This window comes from uncultured Ruminococcus sp., from assembly GCF_946415235.1.
GTDB lineage: Bacteria > Bacillota > Clostridia > Oscillospirales > Ruminococcaceae > Ruminococcus.
Genome location: NZ_CAMKRR010000007.1, coordinates 26,353 through 45,636, shown reverse-complemented (window position 1 = coordinate 45,636; position 19,284 = coordinate 26,353). Strand labels below are relative to the sequence as shown.

The 19,284-nt window shown below is 46.6% G+C and carries 16 protein-coding genes and 1 pseudogene; 15 read left to right on the top strand and 2 right to left on the bottom strand.

The genetic code is table 11. The annotated features are described in order from the left end of the window. Window positions 1-7 precede the first annotated feature (7 nt). The gene (locus Q0R37_RS03400) at window positions 8-562 is read right to left on the bottom strand and encodes a sigma-70 family RNA polymerase sigma factor (protein ID WP_294751207.1); all 555 of its coding nucleotides are present in this window, start codon (window positions 560-562) and stop codon (window positions 8-10) included. 264 nt (window positions 563-826) lie between these two features. On the opposite strand from Q0R37_RS03400, the gene Q0R37_RS03395 reads away from it, so the two are divergent. Next, window positions 827-1,687, top strand: a complete 861-nt coding sequence (locus tag Q0R37_RS03395; protein ID WP_294751205.1) for a DUF3737 family protein — start codon at window positions 827-829, stop codon at window positions 1,685-1,687. 104 nt (window positions 1,688-1,791) lie between these two features. On the opposite strand, the gene Q0R37_RS03390 is transcribed toward Q0R37_RS03395, so the two are convergent. Next, window positions 1,792-2,991, bottom strand: a complete 1,200-nt coding sequence (locus tag Q0R37_RS03390; RefSeq protein WP_294751202.1) for an acetate kinase — start codon at window positions 2,989-2,991, stop codon at window positions 1,792-1,794. A 259-nt stretch (window positions 2,992-3,250) separates the two neighbouring features. On the opposite strand from Q0R37_RS03390, the gene Q0R37_RS03385 reads away from it, so the two are divergent. The 14 genes and pseudogenes from Q0R37_RS03385 to Q0R37_RS03320 all read left to right on the top strand — a co-directional run bounded on the left by Q0R37_RS03385 (window position 3,251) and on the right by Q0R37_RS03320 (window position 19,244). Continuing rightward, window positions 3,251-4,444, top strand: coding sequence for a nucleotidyltransferase (locus Q0R37_RS03385; RefSeq protein WP_294751199.1), 1,194 nt, complete (start codon window positions 3,251-3,253; stop codon window positions 4,442-4,444). Window positions 4,445-4,459: 15 nt separating this feature from the next. Beyond that, window positions 4,460-5,107, top strand: a complete 648-nt coding sequence (locus Q0R37_RS03380; protein ID WP_294751196.1) for an HAD family phosphatase — start codon at window positions 4,460-4,462, stop codon at window positions 5,105-5,107. Between the two features lie 42 nt (window positions 5,108-5,149). Then, window positions 5,150-6,226 carry a tRNA 2-thiouridine(34) synthase MnmA gene (gene mnmA / locus Q0R37_RS03375; RefSeq protein ID WP_294751194.1) on the top strand — a complete coding sequence of 359 codons (1,077 nt, stop codon included), beginning with the start codon at window positions 5,150-5,152 and terminating at the stop codon, window positions 6,224-6,226. Further along, a pseudogene (locus tag Q0R37_RS03370) lies at window positions 6,223-6,747 on the top strand (cysteine hydrolase family protein); the annotation flags it as partial. The gene mnmA and the pseudogene Q0R37_RS03370, both read left to right, overlap by 4 nt. After that, complete coding sequence (locus tag Q0R37_RS03365; protein WP_366517394.1) at window positions 6,724-7,233, top strand: GNAT family N-acetyltransferase; 510 nt, start codon at window positions 6,724-6,726, stop codon at window positions 7,231-7,233. The pseudogene Q0R37_RS03370 and the gene Q0R37_RS03365, both read left to right, overlap by 24 nt. Before the next feature lie 26 nt (window positions 7,234-7,259). Continuing rightward, window positions 7,260-7,652 (top strand): hypothetical protein, encoded by a 393-nt coding sequence (locus tag Q0R37_RS03360; protein WP_294751192.1) that lies wholly within the window; start codon window positions 7,260-7,262, stop codon window positions 7,650-7,652. A 1-nt stretch (window position 7,653) separates the two neighbouring features. After that, complete coding sequence (locus tag Q0R37_RS03355; protein ID WP_294751189.1) at window positions 7,654-8,376, top strand: methyltransferase; 723 nt, start codon at window positions 7,654-7,656, stop codon at window positions 8,374-8,376. After that, window positions 8,373-9,197: a 16S rRNA (cytidine(1402)-2'-O)-methyltransferase gene (rsmI, locus tag Q0R37_RS03350; protein WP_294751188.1), complete on the top strand. Its 825-nt coding sequence runs from the start codon at window positions 8,373-8,375 to the stop codon at window positions 9,195-9,197. The genes Q0R37_RS03355 and rsmI overlap by 4 nt, the downstream gene beginning before the upstream one ends. Window positions 9,198-9,412: 215 nt before the next feature. After that, window positions 9,413-10,258, top strand: a complete 846-nt coding sequence (locus tag Q0R37_RS03345) for a PHP domain-containing protein (protein ID WP_294751186.1) — start codon at window positions 9,413-9,415, stop codon at window positions 10,256-10,258. Beyond that, window positions 10,259-11,017, top strand: coding sequence for a YdcF family protein (locus tag Q0R37_RS03340; RefSeq protein WP_294751184.1), 759 nt, complete (start codon window positions 10,259-10,261; stop codon window positions 11,015-11,017). Window positions 11,018-11,032: 15 nt separating this feature from the next. Beyond that, complete coding sequence (locus Q0R37_RS03335) at window positions 11,033-11,251, top strand: hypothetical protein (protein WP_294751182.1); 219 nt, start codon at window positions 11,033-11,035, stop codon at window positions 11,249-11,251. A 5-nt stretch (window positions 11,252-11,256) separates the two neighbouring features. Continuing rightward, window positions 11,257-13,785, top strand: a complete 2,529-nt coding sequence (locus Q0R37_RS03330) for an AMP-binding protein (protein WP_294751179.1) — start codon at window positions 11,257-11,259, stop codon at window positions 13,783-13,785. Between the two features lie 142 nt (window positions 13,786-13,927). After that, window positions 13,928-17,164, top strand: coding sequence for a lectin like domain-containing protein (locus tag Q0R37_RS03325; protein ID WP_294751175.1), 3,237 nt, complete (start codon window positions 13,928-13,930; stop codon window positions 17,162-17,164). Window positions 17,165-17,810: 646 nt separating this feature from the next. Next, a complete protein-coding gene (locus tag Q0R37_RS03320) occupies window positions 17,811-19,244 on the top strand; it encodes an ABC transporter substrate-binding protein (protein ID WP_294751172.1) in 1,434 nt (477 codons plus the stop codon). The last annotated feature ends 40 nt before the right edge of the window (window positions 19,245-19,284 follow it).

Below are 19,284 nucleotides of genomic sequence, written 5' to 3'. Positions count from 1 at the left end.
TCCTCCTTTACAATGTGATATCCATATCCGCAAGAGCTGCTTTCAGCTTTTTCAGTGCCCTGTGCAGTCTGCTCCTAACGGTTATGGGATTCATTCCGAGTACCTTTGCTGTCTCGGCAGAGCTTCGGTCGTAGAAGTACTTCTGTATTATTATCGAGGAGTCGGGTTCGCCCAGCTCTTCTATCTTACGGAGCAGTATAGCGGATATGCTTGATCTTTCGGCTTGTGCTTCGAGATCAACGTCGGACGGCAGCTCGGGAGAGCCTTCGTCATTGAGCGGGACATTTTTCTTTGATGAAATAGAGCGCTTCATGTCTATCGCCCGACGCTTTGCGGAAGTTCCGATATATGCCTTGAGAGAGCCTGCATGGTCAGCGTTGTAGCTCAGAGCCACATCGCTGAGAACATCCGCCGTGCAGTCCTCGATATCGCTGCGGCTTGCCATACCGCGCAGAGTGTTGTACACAATGGTATATACGTAGCTCCAGTACTCGTCAAACAAGGCTTTAAAGCCGTCATTTTTCGATTTTTGCAGCATCAGCTTTATTTCGTGTTCACTCATTGTCCCACCCCCTTGTATAAAAAGCTTTGCGTATACGTTCTGCTTTCATTATACACATACGGAGCACATATGTAAAGCGTTGCACATCAAAAAGATGTAAAATGTAAAATAAATAAGTTATTGTTATCTCTTTTGCGTCATTAACAATTAGTTAAGTTTTATTTTAGAATTAATGTTGCTTTTAGACAAAAAGTGTGATATAATACAATATGAAATCATTGGATATTTTAATGTCTTAATGATAAGGAATAAGGAGTGAGATTTATGAAAGAGATCCGTAATGAGCATTTTTCGGGGGAAAGAGCTCTTTATCAGGCAGATGGACTCAATATCAGCGGTACTTCATTCGGCTACGGTGAATCTCCGCTTAAGCGCAGCAGCTACATAAAGCTTGCAGACAGTACTTTTTCGTCAAAGTTCCCGTTATGGCACAGCGAGATGATAAAGATGAAAAACTGCATGATGACAGAGGACGGCAGAGCGGCTGTATGGTACACAAAGGAGGTCAATGCAGATGATATCATCATCGAGGCTCCCAAGTGCTTCCGCCGCTGCAACCGTATAAGTCTGAGGAATGTAAGCTTTCCCAACGGCGACGAGGTATTGTGGAAATGCAATAATGTACGCATTGACAGAGTAAAGGTAAACGGCGATTATTTCGCCATGGACTGCGACGGCATGGAGATAAGCGGTCTTGAGCTTGCAGGTGCATACGCCTTCGACGGTGTCCGCAATGTTACGGTGCGCGATTCGGTCATAGACTGCCGTGACGCTTTCTGGAACAGCGAAAATGTAGTTATTTACAATTCGACTATAAAGGGCAAGTGCTTCGGCTGGAATTCAAAGAATATTTCCCTTATCAACTGCACTATCGAGAGCCGTGAGGGAATGTGCTATATAGATAATCTTATGATGAAGAACTGCAAGCTCCCGAATACTTCATTTGCATTTGAGTATTCCATGGTGAATGCGGAGATAATCGGAAATATCGACAGTATAAGAAATCCGAGGGGCGGTATAATAAAAGCTGATTCTATCGGAGTCGTGATACTTGAACAGGACAAGATAGACCCGTCGCGTACAACGATAATCTGTCACGACGAGCTTGTAAGAAGTCACATATAAGTCAAAAAGGCGTTCTTTATGAACGCCTTTTATGATATCCGAAAAGAAGACCTGCACTGTTAAGTGCAGGTCTTTGTTGCTTTTTTTATCCTGATATGTTATAATTACTTGGAAATGAGAGCAAGAGTATCTCTTGCGATGAGGAGCTCCTCATTTGTAGGAACGATCCATACCTCGATCTTTGAATCGGGAGTTGAGATCTTTGTGAGCTTGCCTCTGATAGTGCGGTTGAGAGCTTCGTCGATCTTGATTCCGAAGTAATCCATGTTCCGGCATACCTGCTCTCTTACTTCCCATGAGTTCTCGCCGATACCGCCTGTGAAGAGAACAGCATCTACACCGTTCATTGCAGCAGTGTATGCACCGATGTACTTCTGTATCTCATATGCGAGCATATCGGAAACGAGCTGAGCCTTCTTGTTGCCGTTGTTTGCAGCTTCCTGAATGTCTCTGTTATCAGAACCTACACCCGATACTCCGAGGAAGCCTGACTTCTTGTTCATGTACTCGCTCATCTGTGAAGGAGTAAATCCGTGCTTGTCAGCAACAAATGTAACAGCAGAAGGATCTACGGAACCTGTTCTTGTACCCATTACTACACCGTCGAGAGGTGTGAAGCCCATAGATGTGTCTACTGACTTGCCGCCGTCAACAGCTGTGATGGAAGAACCGTTTCCGAGGTGACATGAAACGATCTTGAGGTCCTTGACGTCCTTGCCCATTGCCTCTGCAAGAGCCTTGGATACGAATCTGTGAGATGTGCCGTGGAAGCCGTACTTTCTTACGTGGAGCTTCTCATAGTCCTCGTATGGGAGACCGAACATGAAAGCCTTGGGAGGCATTGTCTGGTGGAAAGCTGTATCGAATACAACTACCTGAGGTACATTTGCGGGGATTACGCTCTTGCAGGCTCTGAGAGCGAGGGCATGAGCGTGATTATGTACGGGAGCAAGCTCGCGGAGCTCGTCTATCTTATCAATAACTTCATCTGTAACGAGAACAGACTTGTCGAAAACGTCTGCGCCCTGTACTATTCTGTGACCAACAGCAGAAATAGCATCCATACTGTCAATAACCTTTGCGTCGCCCTTTGTAAGGCAGTCGACCAGCTTCATGAATGCTTCTGTGTGAGTCGGGAATGCACAGTCCTCATCAAGCTTTCTTCCGTCGGCAGTCTTGTGGCTGATATGTCCGTCGATACCGATACGGTCGCAGTTACCCTTTGCGATAACGCTTTCATCACTCATGTCGATGAGCTGATACTTCAGGGAAGAGCTTCCCGCATTAACAACTAAGATGATCATATATTAAAATTCCTTTCAAAAAATATTTTGCATATATTATTATATACTATTTTTGGAAAATTGCAAGTATTTTTTTTGAAAAGATGATAATACAGGGTAAAAAGCAGTATAAAAATGAGCATTTTATGCTTCGGATACAGCAAAAAATGAGGGCTCCGTTTAACAAAACGCCCAAAACGGATGAAAAATCCATAAATAATATGTAGAGGAAATAAAAAATAAGTTCAAATCATTGAAATTTGGCAGGAGAGGTAGTAAAATGAAAGTCAGCGGTATAGTTTGCGAATATAATCCCTTCCACAACGGACATCTTTACCATATACGCAGGACCCGTGAAAACGGAGCTACTCACGTAGCTGCGGTAATGAGCGGCAATTTTGTCCAGCGCGGTGATGTTGCGGTCATAGACAAGCTTGAAAGAGCCCGTCTTGCCGTCCGCTCGGGAGCAGACCTTGTGATAGAGCTTCCTGTTCAGTATTGTCTTGCTTCCGCCGAGAATTTTGCTTCGGGAGCGGTATATCTTCTCGATTCTCTCGGAGCTGTTGACGAGCTCTCCTTCGGCAGCGAGTGCGGCGACACGGAAAAACTGCTGAAAGCCATGGAAACAGTGGATAATGCTGCTTTAACTCACGCCGAAGAGATAAGGAGCATAATGGAAAAGGGCTATACCTATCCGCGGGCACTTAACTCCGTGGTGAACGGCTACGACGCAGAGGCAGCGGCGATAATCGCCGAGCCTAACAATACCCTTGCCGTGGAATATCTACGCGCATTGAAGAAGTTCGGTTCGCATATGAAGCCCTTTACGGTAAAGCGCATAAACGCTCCCCATGACTGCGGCGAGACCGAAAACGGCTTTGCAAGCGCTTCAAATATACGCGATATGATCGGCCGCGGAGCTCCTGTGGACGAGTTCATGACGCCTGAGTGGGCAGAAGCTGTGAAAACTGCCGTATCAAAGGGAGAGATCGCCTCACTGAACAGGCTCGAAAGAGTAATGCTGTATAAGCTGAGAAGCAGCACGATCGAGGAAATAGAGCAGATATGCGACGTAGGACAGGGGCTTGAGCACAGGATCTACGGCGCAAGGATGGCTGGCTCGATAGACGAGCTGCTTTTCACGGTCAAGACCAAGAGATACACAATGGCAAGAATAAGAAGGATAATGCTCGATCTTCTCATCGGCGTTACAAAGGAGGATATGAAGCAGCTCCCGCCTTATGGCAGGATACTTGCTTTCAATGAGAGGGGCAGGGAGGTGCTTGCCCGTGCAAAGGACAAGGCAAAGATACCCTTTGCATCGTCTATTGCAAAGCTTTCGCAGCTCAGCGATACTGCGGAGCGCTTTGCGGAGCTCGAGATAAGAGCTTCGGATATTTACGGCCTCGCACTTGAGACAGTTACCTCCGCCGAAAAGGATTACAGGGCAAAAATAATGATAGATATGGAATAAAAAACGGGAGTCTAAATGATAAAGGGAATAATTTTTGATCTTGACGGTACTTTGCTTGATTCCATGACTGTATGGAGCAGCATAGACCGCGAATTTCTCATAGAGAACGGAATAACCGACCCGCCCGCCGAGGTATCGGATGTGGTAAAGAAAATGACTGTTGACGAGTCGTCGCAGTACTTCATAGACAGGTTCGGGCTGAAATGCACAAAAGAGTACGTTATATGGCGCATAGAGGATATGGTCAGGGAGCGCTATGAGGAGCAGATACCTCTGAAGCCTCATGTAGAGGAGCTTCTTGACTACCTTGACAGCCGCGGTATACCCTACGGTATCGCTACTGCTACATACAAGAGGCTTGCGGAAGCAGCGCTGAAGCGCTGCGGGATATATGACCGTTTCCGCTTTCTGCTCACAGATGTGGAATATCCCGCAGGAAAGAATTTCCCCGATATTTTTCTCGGAGGTGCGGAGTACTTCGGAGCTGAGCCGCGTGAGGTGCTTGTGGTGGAGGATTCGCTTCACTGCATAGAAACGGCAAAGGAAGCGGGTTTTACGGTCTGCGGAGTCTACGACAGCGTGGCGGAAGCCGACAGGAGCAGTATTATAGCGCTTTCGGACTATTACGTGGATTCAATGGACGAGATAATGAACATAGTTTAAGGCGGCGAGGTTCGCCGCTGCTTTTTCGGGAGGAGCGGATAAATGAAAAAGGTTATGGTTGGAATGAGCGGCGGAGTTGACAGCTCCGTGGCAGCTATGCTGCTGCGTGACAGCGGCTATGAGGTCATGGGAGTAACTTTAAAGCTTTTTTCCGATGAGGATATATCCGAAGCAAAGAAGGAGGGCAAGACCTGCTGTGCGCTTTCCGATGTGGAGGACGCAAGGAGCGTTGCATACAGGCTCGGTTTTGAGCATCTTGTGTTCAATTTCAGGGATAACTTCCGTGAGCACGTAATGAAGCAGTTTGCGGACAGCTACCTCCGCGGCATGACGCCGAATCCGTGTATCGAGTGCAACCGCCATGTGAAATTCGATAAAATGCTCCGCAGAGCGCAGGAGCTGGGCTATGACTATATAGCTACGGGACATTATGCGGTGGTTGAGTATGATGAAAACAGGGGACGTTATCTGCTCAAGCGCTCAAAGGACCGCAGCAAGGATCAGACCTATGTGCTGTATGCGCTTACTCAGGAGCAGCTTGCACATACTCTTCTGCCTCTTGGCAAGCTTGAAAAAACTCAGGTAAGGGAGCTTGCCGAGTCCGCAGGTCTCGTAAATTCACAAAAGCCTGACAGTCAGGATATCTGCTTTGTCCCCGACGGTGACTACGCAGCCTTTATACGCAGATTTACAGGCTGTGATACGCCCTGCGGAAGCTTTGTGGATATGAACGGCAATGTGCTCGGTGAGCACAGGGGCATCATCAATTATACTATCGGTCAGCGAAAGGGACTCGGTATTGCTCTCGGACATCCTGCCTACGTGGTAAGAAAGGATATTGAGGCGAATACGGTCACTATCGGAGAAGAAGCCGACCTGTACACAAAAAGCCTAATTGCCGATGACTTCAACCTTATATCCGTGGAAAAGCTGGAATCGCCCATGCGTGTTACCGCAAAGACGCGCTACAGTCAGCAGGAGCAGCCTGCAGTCGTTTCATATATGGGAAATGGTGAGTACATGGTGGAATTTGACGAGCCGCAAAGGGCTGTCACAAGCGGGCAGGCGGTAGTTCTGTACGACGGTGATATCGTTGTGGGCGGAGGAACTATAAAATGACGAAAACAGCACTTCTTGTTATAGACGCGCAGGAGCTCATAACCACGGAAAAGCTGTATGCCTTTGACAGTTTTATCCCGAATGTCCGTACTCTCATAGCCGAAGCCCGAAAAAAAGGTGTTGAGGTCATATATGTCCGCCATGACGACGGAAAGGGTCAGTCCCTATCAAAGGGCAATACAGGCTTTGATATCTACAGCGGCTTTGCTCCCGAAGCTGGGGAGCGGTTTTTCGATAAGTTTGTGAACAGTCCCTTCCGTGACAGCGGATTGCTTGGATATCTTCATAAAAAAGGCGTGAAACGGCTAATAGTTACGGGCTTGCAGACGGATTACTGCATAGATGCAACAGTTAAGTGCGGTTTTGAGCATGGTTTTGAGATGATAGTTCCCGAATACTGCAACTCCACCTTTGATAATGAATTTATGACGGCGGAGCAGACCTGCCGCTACTATAACGAATTCATGTGGAAGAACAGGTATGCAAAGTGCGTAAAAATGGCAGAAGCCCTTGATATGATACATAACAGCGATGATATGCCAAAAATCAGCAGGGTTAATGAGCCACATATCAGAAGGGCTTCAGAAGAAGACGCTTCGAGAATCGCGGAGATACTTGTGTTTGCAAAAAGAATGAAGTATCGCTCGATATTTAATGACGACGCATATTCATTCGGTGAATTACAAGTGCTTCCTGTTGCTAAAAAGTACATTGAAAGCGGCTTTCTTAACAATATGTTCCTGTACGATGACGGTATTGTAAAAGGGCTTATCCGCATAGAGAAAGAAGAGATCCTCGAATTATATGTCGATCATTTCTTTCAGGGTCAGGGAGTCGGCTCGGAATTGATCAAATATGCCAAAGAAAACTATTCAGTCAATTATTTATGGACAATAGAAAAAAACACTGATGCTGTCCGCTTCTACGAAGCGCATGGTTTTCACCTTACAGATATAAAGAAATATGAAGAAGGAACTACAGAATACCTTGTAATGATGAAAAGATAAAGCGTTGAGATATCATGAGTGAAAAAATGGATATAAATGAATGTGCGGAAATGCTTGCCGAAAAGTTTCCCGACGGCAGAAAGATATATGACAGGCATATGGAAATGTACGGAAAAGTACTGCTGCACGTTCTGGCAGGAGATATGACAGACATCCCTTTTACGGTGCTGCTTAAATCAGATCAAAGCCCTGATGTGATAAGACTTTACTGCAGCGTGATCGAGGAAATGTGGCGGAAAGGCGACAAAGATGTTGTAAACGCCGTGGAAGTGACTGTGCTTGAATACCTTACAGATGACGGTGAAGTTTGGCAGAGATTCGGAAAATATATCTCCCATGACTTCAGATGTTACATAAACAATGAGTTCTTACCTGACAATCTGCTTTATCTGAATGTGGAAAAGCTAAAGGGAAAATAAAATGGAATACAAATATGAAAAGCTAACTGATAAAATTTACGTCTGCGCCAGCAGCGATCACCGCTTCGGCACGGACGCCTTCCTGCTGGCAGACTTCTCACAGTACCGTGCCAAGGACAAGGTCTGCGACCTCGGTACGGGCTGCGGTATAATACCTCTCATCATGCAGAAGAAAATGCCGCCGCAGATAACCTATGCCGTGGATATACAGGAGGGAGCTGTTGAGCAGCTCCGTCTCGGACTTGAAAGGAGCGAGACTTCAGGGGTAGTTCCTGTGTGCGCCGACCTTAAGGAGCTGTGGGATGGGGCGCCTCTCGGTCAGCTCGACCTTGTGACCTGCAATCCGCCGTATAAGGTGAACAATGCAGGCTTTCAGAGCATCATAACGGCTCAGAAGATAGCCCGCCACGAGATCATGTGCACCATAGATGACGTATGCGAGGCTGCTCGGAAGCTGCTGAAATTCGGCGGCAGACTATGTGTCTGCAACCGTCCCGAGCGTCTGAGCGACGTTGTATTTGCAATGAAAAGCCACGATATAGAGCCGAAAAGACTTCGTTTCGTATCGAAAAACGCCGATGAAGCTCCATGGCTGTTCCTTATCGAGGGAAAAAAGGGTTCAAAGCCGTTCATGAAGGTCGAGCCTCAGCTCTACATACGAAGCGGGGACGGTTTTTCGGAAGAGCTTCAGAAGATATACGACACAGGAAAGGAGCAGCTATGAGCGGAACATTTTACGTTATCGGAACACCCATAGGAAATCTTGATGATATAACGATAAGGCAGCTCGATACCCTTAAAGCTGTGGATTTTATCTGTGCTGAGGATACGAGAGTCACACTGAAGCTGCTAAATCGCTTTGAGATAAAAAAGCAGCTCATAAGTTTCCATGAGCATAGTTCAAAAGCCGATGCACAGCGCATAATCGACAGGCTTCTCGCAGGTGAGAGCTGCGGTATTGTTACCGACGCAGGTATGCCATGTATTTCCGACCCCGGTGAAGTCCTTGTAAAGCTCTGTGCCGAGAACAATATAGACATCAGGGTAGTTCCGGGACCCAGCGCCGTAGTTTCGGCAGCTGCAGTATCGGGGCTCAGTATCCGCCGCTTTACCTTTGAGGGATTTCTACCTGTGCTAAAAAAGGAGCGAGCGGAGCGCCTTGAAATGCTTCGTGACGAAACGGCGGCAATGATATTTTATGAAGCGCCCCACAAGCTGAAAACAACTCTGTCCGATCTTGCGGAGTTTTTCGGCGGAGATCGCAGGATATCGCTCTGCCGCGAGCTTACAAAGGTGCATGAGGAGGTCCTGAGACTGACTCTTGCGGAGGCTGTGGAGTATTATAATGATAACGAGCCGAAAGGGGAGTTCGTACTCGTGCTTGAGGGAGCCCGTGAGGGAAGCGGAGAAGAAATAACCATAGAGCAGGCTATGGAGCAGGTGAACAGGCTTATCGGAATGGGAGAAAAGCCAACGGAAGCCTGCAAAGCCGTGGCTAAGGAGACAGGTTTCAGAAAGAGCGAGCTTTACGCAAAACTACAGTGAAATAGCTGCCGTTTCGGTATACTTCTTTATATAAAATATGATAAAAATGTAAAAATTAGTGAAAAAGCTTGAAATAATAAATATTTTGTGGTATAATTATTAGCGTTATTATTATAATTGCAGAAAAAACTGCGATTATGTTCTGAAAGAAGCGTTTCACCAATACAATTTTACTAATATCCTGCCGCGAAAAAAGCGGCGAAAGAAGGTACTGTATGATTTGCGATCTGCACTGTCACACCACGCTTTCCGACGGCTCGCTTGGTATTGAGGATGTCATTGCTCAGGCGAAGCGAATGAACATTGATTGGCTTTCCATTACCGATCACGATACCATGGCATCTTTTTCAAGAGCCGATGTACTTGGCGACCGCGCAGGTATAAAGATACTTCACGGCGTTGAGCTCTCAGCGTGGGACAAGGAAAGAAACAGCAAGGTGCACATACTTTGCTATGCACCGTCAAAGCCCAACAGACTTGAAGGGCTTTGCCTTAAATCCTGCGAGATAAGGAAGGAATGCTCAAAGGAAATGATCGAAAAGGTCATGGCTAAATTCCCCATAACTCAGGAAAGTATCCTCAAGCGTACAACTGCTTCAAAGAGTATTTTCAAGCAGCATATCATGCGCGCGCTCATCGACTACGGTTATGCCCTTGAATTTTACGGAGAGCTTGACCGCGAGCTGTTCAACCCCAAAGACGGTTCATGCTATGTGGAAAGAGAGTATCCCGACGTTAATTTTGTCGTTGACCTTATACGTACTGCAAGAGGTGTCGCTGTTATGGCTCATCCCGCACAGTACGACAATCTTGAGCTCCTTGAGGAGCTTGCAAAGAACGGCAAGATCGACGGCGTCGAGATAGGACATTTTTCCGCTGATGAAAAATGCCGCAAGAAGCTTTCGGCAATAGCGAAAAAATACGATCTTATCGAAACGGGCGGCTCCGACTTCCACGGACTGTACAATAAGGTCCCCACACATCTCGGCAGCGAGACCACTACAAAGGAAAACCTTGACAGGATACTTAAGCTTGCTGCTGCAAGGAGCAAGGAAGCATAAATGGCAGCAAGATGTATCTCTGCCGCTGCATTTTTCTGTTTGTTCCTTGTTTTTCTTCTTCCCGTATCGAGACATATCATTAATTTGGGCAATTGCGCCGGAATGGCGGTATCAATGCTTACAGCGCTGATACTTCTGTTTTGGGACAGATTTTGCTCGCTTGTGGCAAGATGCTGGGAGAAGCCTCTCGGCAGGACAGCGCTTTGCATAACAGGTCTGTTTACAGCTGCGGCTGTTGTTGCTGCCGCAGTTATAAGCGTATTTATGATAAAAGCCGCAAATGACAGACCAAAGGACGAGAATACAACGGTGGTCGTACTCGGGTGTCAGGTAAGGAACGGAGCTCCGAGCCTTATGCTCGCACAGAGACTGAGAGCCGCATACGATTATCTTTCGGAGCATGAAAGCGTAAAGGCGGTCGTTTCGGGCGGCAAGGGAGAGGACGAGTCCATAAGCGAGGCTCAGTGCATGAAGGACTGGCTTGTTGAGAAAGGTATATCCCCCGACAGGATATTTATGGAGGACAAGTCTGTCAATACGGAGGAAAACCTTAGCTTTTCCAAGAAAATAATTGATGAGAACGGACTTCCGCAGCGGATCACCATAGTTACGGACGGATTTCACCAGCTCAGAGCAGATATGCTGGCGGAACGCACAGGAATAGAGTCGAATAATATATCGGCAAAGACAAGATGGTATCTGCTCCCCACATACTGGGTAAGGGAATGGTTCGGAGTATTGTATTATAAGCTTTTCTGATCGGGGGAGTTGGCTTTGGATTGGATCATAAGACATATCCCTAAGGAAATGTTTGTTGTTTCTCCGCGTTTTTCCGTATATAATAAACTGTTTGCCCGCCGCTTCAAAACAAAAAAGCAGGCGGAAGCATATATGACATCTTCGGGTTTTGACAGGTCGGCGTATATCGCCGAAGAGCTTCAGGTCGAGACAGATGATTTGAAACATAGCAATACCAAAAAAGAAAAGGAATGATTATTTTGAAAATCGGATTTTCAACACTTGCTTGTCCCGAGTGGTCGTGGACAGACATTTATTCAATGGCAAAGGATTTCAAATTCGACGGAATCGAGATCAGAGGACTCGGCAACGAGATATTCTCTGTCAAGGCTCAGCCTTTTACCGAGGCTCAGCTACCTGCCACTATTGCTAAGCTTCAGTCTCTGGGCCTTGAAATACCATGTCTGTCTTCGGGTGCCTGCCTTAAATTCAAGGACAAGTATCAGGAAGCAGAAAAAGAGATAACAGAGTACGCAAAGCTTGCAAGCAAGCTGGGCGTTTCTTACATAAGGATACTTGCCGATCTCAATCCCGATCCTCAGGATGAAGTTGACGATGAGTATATAGCGGAAGCTCTTAAAAAGCTCGTTCCCATCGCAGAGGAATACAATGTTACTCTCCTTGTTGAGACAAACGGCGTATACTCGGATACCGCTCGTCTTGCAAAGCTCCTTGACAATGTAAAGAGCCGCAAGGTGGCTGCTCTCTGGGATATGCATCATCCTTACCGCTATCACGGTGAAGCTCCCGAGACTACTGTTGCCAACCTCGGTGAGTATATAAAGTACATACAGGTAAAGGACAGCGTCATGCGTGAGGACGGTACGGTAGAATACCGCATCATGGGCACGGGAGATATCCCTGTAAAGGCTATGATAGAAGCCCTCGACACTATAAACTACAACGGCTATATCTCTCTTGAATGGGTAAAGCGCTGGGCAAGAGATCTCAGCGACGCAGGTATAGTTATACCGCAGTTTGCAGAGTATATGGCTCCTTACAAGAAGTCTCACAAGCATCCTCTTCAGACAAATATGAGAGGCGACGGACAGTATCCGTGGCCCAAGGAGCGTATCCTCAATTATACATTTCCCGATATCCTCGACCGTATATGCGAGCAGTTCCCCAATCAGTATGCTTTCCGCTATACAGAGCTTGATTATACAAGAACTTACCCCGAATTCCGCGATGATGTTGACAGCTTTGCGCGTTCACTGCTGGCAATGGGCGTGAAGAAGGGCGATCATGTTGCTATATGGGCTACAAATGTTCCCCAGTGGTACATTACTTTCTGGGCGACCACAAAGATAGGCGCTGTACTGGTTACCATGAACACCGAATACCGTATCCACGAGGCTGAGTATCTGCTGAGACAGTCCGATACTATGACCCTTGTAATGATAGACGGCATCAAGGATATAAAATATGTGGATATCATCAAGGAGCTCTGTCCCGAGCTTGATACCTGCGAACCGGGCAAGCTCGTTTCCGCAAGACTTCCTTATCTCAAGAATGTTATCACAGTCGATTCAAAGAACAGCGGCTGCTATACATGGGAAGAAGCTGTTGAGCTTTCAAAGAACGTTCCCTACAGTGAGGTGGAGCGCGTAAGAAAGACAATTGATATCCATGATGTGGCAAATATGCAGTACACCTCGGGAACTACAGGCTTCCCCAAGGGCGTAATGCTCACACATTACAATGTAGTCAACAACGGTAAGGCTATCGGCGACTGCATGGATCTTTCGACCGCAGACCGCATGATGATACAGGTGCCTATGTTCCACTGTTTCGGAATGGTGCTGGCAATGACCGCTTCCATGACGCATGGCACGACTATGTCACCTATAACACGCTTCTCTCCGAGAAAGGGACTTGCTTGTATCAATCAGGAGAAGATAACCTGCTTCCACGGCGTACCTACAATGTTTATTGCAATGCTGGGCCATAAGGATTTTGAAAATACGGATTTCTCGCATATGAGAACAGGTATCATGGCAGGCTCTCCGTGTCCCATAAAGACTATGGAGGAAGTTATCGAGAAGATGCACATGAGCGAGATATGCATAACCTACGGACAGACAGAGGCTTCACCTGCAACTACCATGAGCAAGACCACAGACTCTATCGAGCAGAGAGTCAATACTGTCGGCGGACCTATCTTCGGCGTAGAGTGCAAGATAGTTGATCCCGAGACAAATGAAGAGCTTCCCGATGATGTTGACGGCGAGTTTGTAGCAAGAGGCTACAACATCATGAAGGGCTATTATAAAATGCCCGAGGCTACGGCAGCTGCTATCGACAGCGAGGGCTGGCTCCATACGGGCGACCTCGCAAGACGCCGCTCCGAGGACGGATACTTCAAGATAACAGGCCGTATCAAGGATATGATAATCCGCGGCGGTGAGAATATCTACCCCAAGGAGATAGAGGACTTCCTTTATACATATCCCAAGGTAAAGGATGTACAGGTAATAGGCGTTCCCGATGAGGATTACGGCGAGGAGATAATGGCCTGCATCATTCTTCAGGACGGCGTTACCGCTACCGAAAAGGAGATAAGGGAATTCTGCCTTGCACGTATGGCTAAGCACAAGTGTCCGAGATATATTGACTTTGTTGACAGCTTCCCAATGAATGCGGCAGGAAAGATACTCAAATACAAGATGAGAGAACAGGCTGTTGAGAAGCTCAAGCTCCACAAGGCTGACAGCATAGTCACAGCGTAAGCTCAGAAGTAATATACTGATAACACATAGTACCCTTGGCTATCCGGTCAAGGGTACTTTTGCTTTACAAAAACAGCCTTATGTGGTATAATGATTGTATATTTGCTTCAACGGAAGAGATGGCAGCGAAGGGAGAGATAATATGGTAAACAGGGCATTAAAATTTACAGCTGCGGCTGTGTCATTTGTCATTGCGGCGGCTTCGGTACCGCTTCCAGCATTTGCGGAAGCTGTAAAAGGACTTGATTTTTATAAAGAAGGGCTCAAAGGAGCAGCGGTACAGTCACAGTCGTGTTCTTTTTCAATGCCTGTATTAAGATGCGTGGGCGGAGACGGTACGGAATTTGAACCAATGGCTGCATACGGAGCGGTTTGTCCGTCAGCGGTAAAGGGAACTCCCGAAAGTGCTTCTTTTCCCGAAAGCTTTGATATGAGAAAGGTCTTCGGTTCAACAGCAGTAAAGTCCCAGGGCTCATTCGGAAGCTGCTGGGCTCATGCGGCAATAGCCAGCGCAGAGACGAGCATATTGTCGGAAGTACCATATATCGACCTTTCAGAGCTCCATACAGCTTATTATCCGTATTACGGGTATGACCAGCTGTATTCCAAGTCAACTGATGTGGAGGAAGTCATGGCAGAGGGCGGAACTTCAAGGATGGTATCGAATATCTGGTCTCAGTGGATCGGACCTGTCAGCGAAAGCAGACTGCCATATTCGGACACAAAGTTTTTTGATAATATGTCTGAAGTTGATCATATGCAGCGACAGGCTGACTATCATATGAGAAATGCCTACAGCTTTGACTATGATGATGACAGAGAGAACTTCGACGATATAAACAGTATGATAAAGGGGTTCATATATAAAGGAAATGCTGTTGATGTTTCTTATATGTCAGACAAGAAGCGCAACTGGAACAAGGAATACAGCACCTCTAATTCAAAGAGAAAGCCGCGTTTTGCCAACCATGCAGTAACCATAGTCGGCTGGGACGATACTTTCTCCGCGGATAAATTCTGCAATTCCCCCGAGGGCGACGGCGCATGGCTGTGCAAGAACAGCTGGGGAACACTTGAAGGCGAGAACGGCTATATATGGATATCCTACTATGACAGGACCCTTGAGGATTTTGCCGTGTTCGAGCTTGACGACGCTGATGAACACGAAAAAATATATCAGTATGACAGTTTTATACCGATACAGACTCTGTCTGCTTATGATACTGCCGATGAACAGGGATCGTCATATATGGCGGATATATTCAAGGCTGAACGTGACGAGCAGATAAGCGCTGTGGGCACATACATATACAACGCAGGTACGGATTACGAAATAACTATATATACTGACCTTAAGGATGAAAGCGATCCGTCATCGGGCACAGCCTCGGAGGTAACAAAGGGAAGATGTGACTATACAGGATTTTTCACGCTTGACCTTGACAGACCTGTTATACTTGAAAAGAACGAGAAATTTTCGGTTGTCGTGAAGCTTTACTGTGAGGATTCACCATTTGTTCTGCCTGTAGAGAGCAGTCTCTACATAAGGGAGAGCGAAGATACATATTACGATATCAGTTCATATACAAGAGAGTCAAAGATAAAGGAATATACAGGCAGAAATGAAAGCTTTTTCAGCGTTGACGGCAGGGAATGGAATGACGTCGTGGATGAGGACGTGACTTTGGATGAGGACGAGAAACAGGCTCTGCTTGAGTCCTTTATCGAGCAGTTTTATGACGGACTCGAGGATACAGATACAGAGCTTCTCGAGAAAGCTGCCGAAAACGAAAAGAGCTACAGAGACACCTTTTCCAGGGGCGATGTAAAGATAAGACTGGGAAATCTTACTTTAAAGGCTTATACCGATCCTGTGGGCAAGGTGAGCTTTTCGCACCATGAGGGAGCTGTTTCCCTTGATGAAAAGATCGCTCTCTCATACGGCGGCAGCTCCGAAAATATACGCTGGTATAAAGACAGCGGCGAAGCCGAGGATTACAAGGAGCCGATCGCAATAAAAGAAAAAAACACTGTCAGCGCCATCTGTGACTGCGAGGGAGCGAAGAACTTTACACAGCGGACCTACTACCCGAAAACCGCTGAATTCAACTGGGTGGGATATATTCCCACAGCCTATAAAAACAACGGCATCCTTCGGTATGCGGAGAGGGAATCGGAAAAGGAGTTCAGCATCTATATCCCTACAAGCACTGAAAAGATCTCTCTTTGTCTCGGTACCGTATATGATGTCGAATATGACGGAAAAAAATACAGATCAGGAGAATGGATAGAGAGCGTGCCTGTACAGTTTGGTACAACTGATATCATTATGAAGCTCTCGGGGGAGAATGTGCTTGAAAATACGGTAACGCTGCACGTCAACAGATCGCTCATTGGCTTCGACGATGAAAAAGGCTCAATAAGCTCGTCGATTGCCGATAAGATCATCGCCCCCGACGGCAAGGAGCTTTCCGTGTCTGATAAAGTCATTGACTACGCAGGCATGGAGCTCACAGCCATAAAAAACGGAGTCGAGATCCCTGTTCAGGTACCCGAAAGGTATGACATTTCCAATATTTCCATAAATTTCAAAAGCGAAGCTATCGGTCCCATCGACGCGGAGGCTGCCGAAAGAGCTGAGCTCATGATAGAGCACGGACAGATAATGGAGCTGGTAAAGGCAAAGGGAAGACTGATATCGGGAGATACTGTAGACCCGAACACCTTCGGACTGTGCTATATCAATGTTATCCCCGGAGAGACCTTTACCCTTATAGTCAGAGGCGGCGACGGCAGGTTTGAAAGCGAGCCCGTCAGATTTGAGATACCCGAGGCTCCCGCGTTAAAGCCCGATATGTCGGATATACGTATGGAAAGCAAAGGGAAATATACATATGACGGCTTATATGAATGTGAGATAACCTATGAGGGATATGTTCCGCAGATGGCTATTGAAGCTCTTGCCGAGGACTATGGCTACAGTATAGAAGAATTCAGCGGGCTTTTAACTAAAAGGAACGGTATCACGGAGGAGCAGATCGGCAAGCTTATTGGTATGGAATACAAGCTCAGCAGGAACATAGACAGGTCAAAGGGCTGTTATATCCGTTATATTGCATCGGATTCCGCATTTGCTTCTCAGTCGCTGTATATACCGCCTGTAGAGCCTGATATCGGGGATGTGAATTCTGACGGATATGTCGATGCAGTTGACGCAGCAAAGGTACTGAAGCACTATGCGGCTGTTTCAACGGGGAAAGACGGCTATATTCCAAAGGAAATGCAGAAATACGCCGACGTTGACGAGAACGGACGCATAGATGCTGTTGATGCGGCGGCCATACTTGTCATCTACTCAAAAAGATCGGTTATCACATAACCAAAAACGTATGTTCGTTTTTATTGTCAAAAATTTACTGTATCAGGGACGTTCTTTTGTATCCGTTAGGCAATTGCTCTAAAAGAATGAGCAGTAATTTGTGTAATTAGTGTCTAAAATGCTTTTACCGATTTGTAACTTTTAAATTATACTGCTCGTATTTATGTAAGAACTGTCAAAAAGCAGTGTTGAAAGTATACAATGTGCTCAAAAAAGATTAAGGAACGATACAAAGGATTGACTTTGACCGCAAAATACGGTATATTTGTAACTGCAAGAGCAATTGTTGCACAGTCATACTCTGACATACTGAAATGACAAATGTGTCAAAACAGAATGAGCAGGAGGCTGTGACACAGGAGAAGCTTTCTCAGACTCTTTTGAGTACGGGTGGGGGACAACAGCCTGTGTATGAGCCGTGAGACAGACAACTCCGCAAGAGACTGCTCTGCATATAAAATAAAAATGAGACAATCGTCTCGGGTAAAGCTTCGGAGAACAGAAGCAGGGGGTATGCATAACGGCTGCGATCGTCGGCGGTGAGGACAATCATCGGACTGATAGTTACCGCGATGATACCGCAAAGGATTGTTAACGTTAATATTATACAAAAGTATAATATAGATATTTAAGGAGGAAAATTCTAATGAACACACTTAAGAGAACATTAGCATTAGCAGCTACAATCGCTATGGCTGCTGCATCACTCGCAAGCTGCGGTGACGATGCAAAGAACAATGACACAAAGGACACTCAGACAACAACTGCTGCTAAGGCAGACGACAACAACGACGGTGACAAGAAGTCTGACGAGAAGGTATTCACAGTTGCTGCTTGGAACCACGATGATGCACCTTACCTCATCGCTCAGTGGAAGGGCCTCAGCTTTGATACAATCGTTGGTGACCTTTCTGACGACAAGGTTGAAGGCGTACACTTCATCGACATGAGCTGCGGCGGCGGCGAAGCTGCTGAGAAGTACGATCAGATGTTCAACAACAACGAGGATCTCGACGTTTACTTCTGCGAGGCTGACTGGGCACTCAAGTTCGTTAACGATGATACAAGAACAATGGCTCTTGAGGATCTCGGAATCGACGATTCTGCTTTCCCGAACATCTACAGCTACACAGATGATATCGGTAAGGCTACAGAGGGTGCAAACGCAGGCAAGCGTGTAGGTGTTTCATGGCAGGCTGCTGCAGGCGGATTTGCTTACAGAGCTGACCTCGCTGAGCAGTACCTCGGTGTTAAGACACCTGATGAGATGCAGGCTAAGATCGGCAGCTGGGAAGACTTTATTGCTGCTGCACAGTCAATCTCTGAGCAGACAAACAAGGGCGTTGCTCTTGCTGATACACTCGGTGGTCTCTGGCAGGCATATGCTTGCGGACGTACAACACCTTGGGTTAAGGATAACAAGGTAGAGATCGACGATTCATGCAAGGACTTCGCTGATACAGCTAAGGCTCTCTGGGACTGCGGCGGTATCACAAAGAACACACAGTGGACAGACGAGTGGAAGGCTGCCGGTGTTACAGGAAACTGCATGGGTTACTTCGTTTCTACATGGGGCTTCGGTAACTTCTTCATGGATGCTGTTGGCGGCGTAGGCGGCGAGCAGTACGGCAAGTGGGCAGTATGCCAGGGACCTGTTCCTTACTACTGGGGCGGTACTTGGATGGTTGTTAACCCTGCTTCCGATAATAAGGAAGAGGCTAAGGCTCTTATCCTCTCAGCTACATCTGATGAGGCAGCTATGAAGGATTACGCTGTTAAGAAGCCTGAGTATGTAAACAACTCAAAGGTTATGGATGAGCTTATCGCAAGCGATACAGTATTCAATCAGGATATCTCAGGTATTTTTGTTGACAACCAGAACTACTTCAAGGCTCTTGCTGATAACGCTAAGAAGATCAACTTCAACGGCCTTATCACACCTTATGACTCAACACTCAAGGGCGCATTCCAGAACGCTGTTAAGGACAAGTACCTTGAGGGCGGCGCAACTTGGGAAGAAACTAAGGAAGAGTTCCTCGACAAGGCTGCTGAGGCTGCACCTGATCTCGACGTTGACTAATCATTGATTAATTAACAGTACAACATAATAAATATGCCTA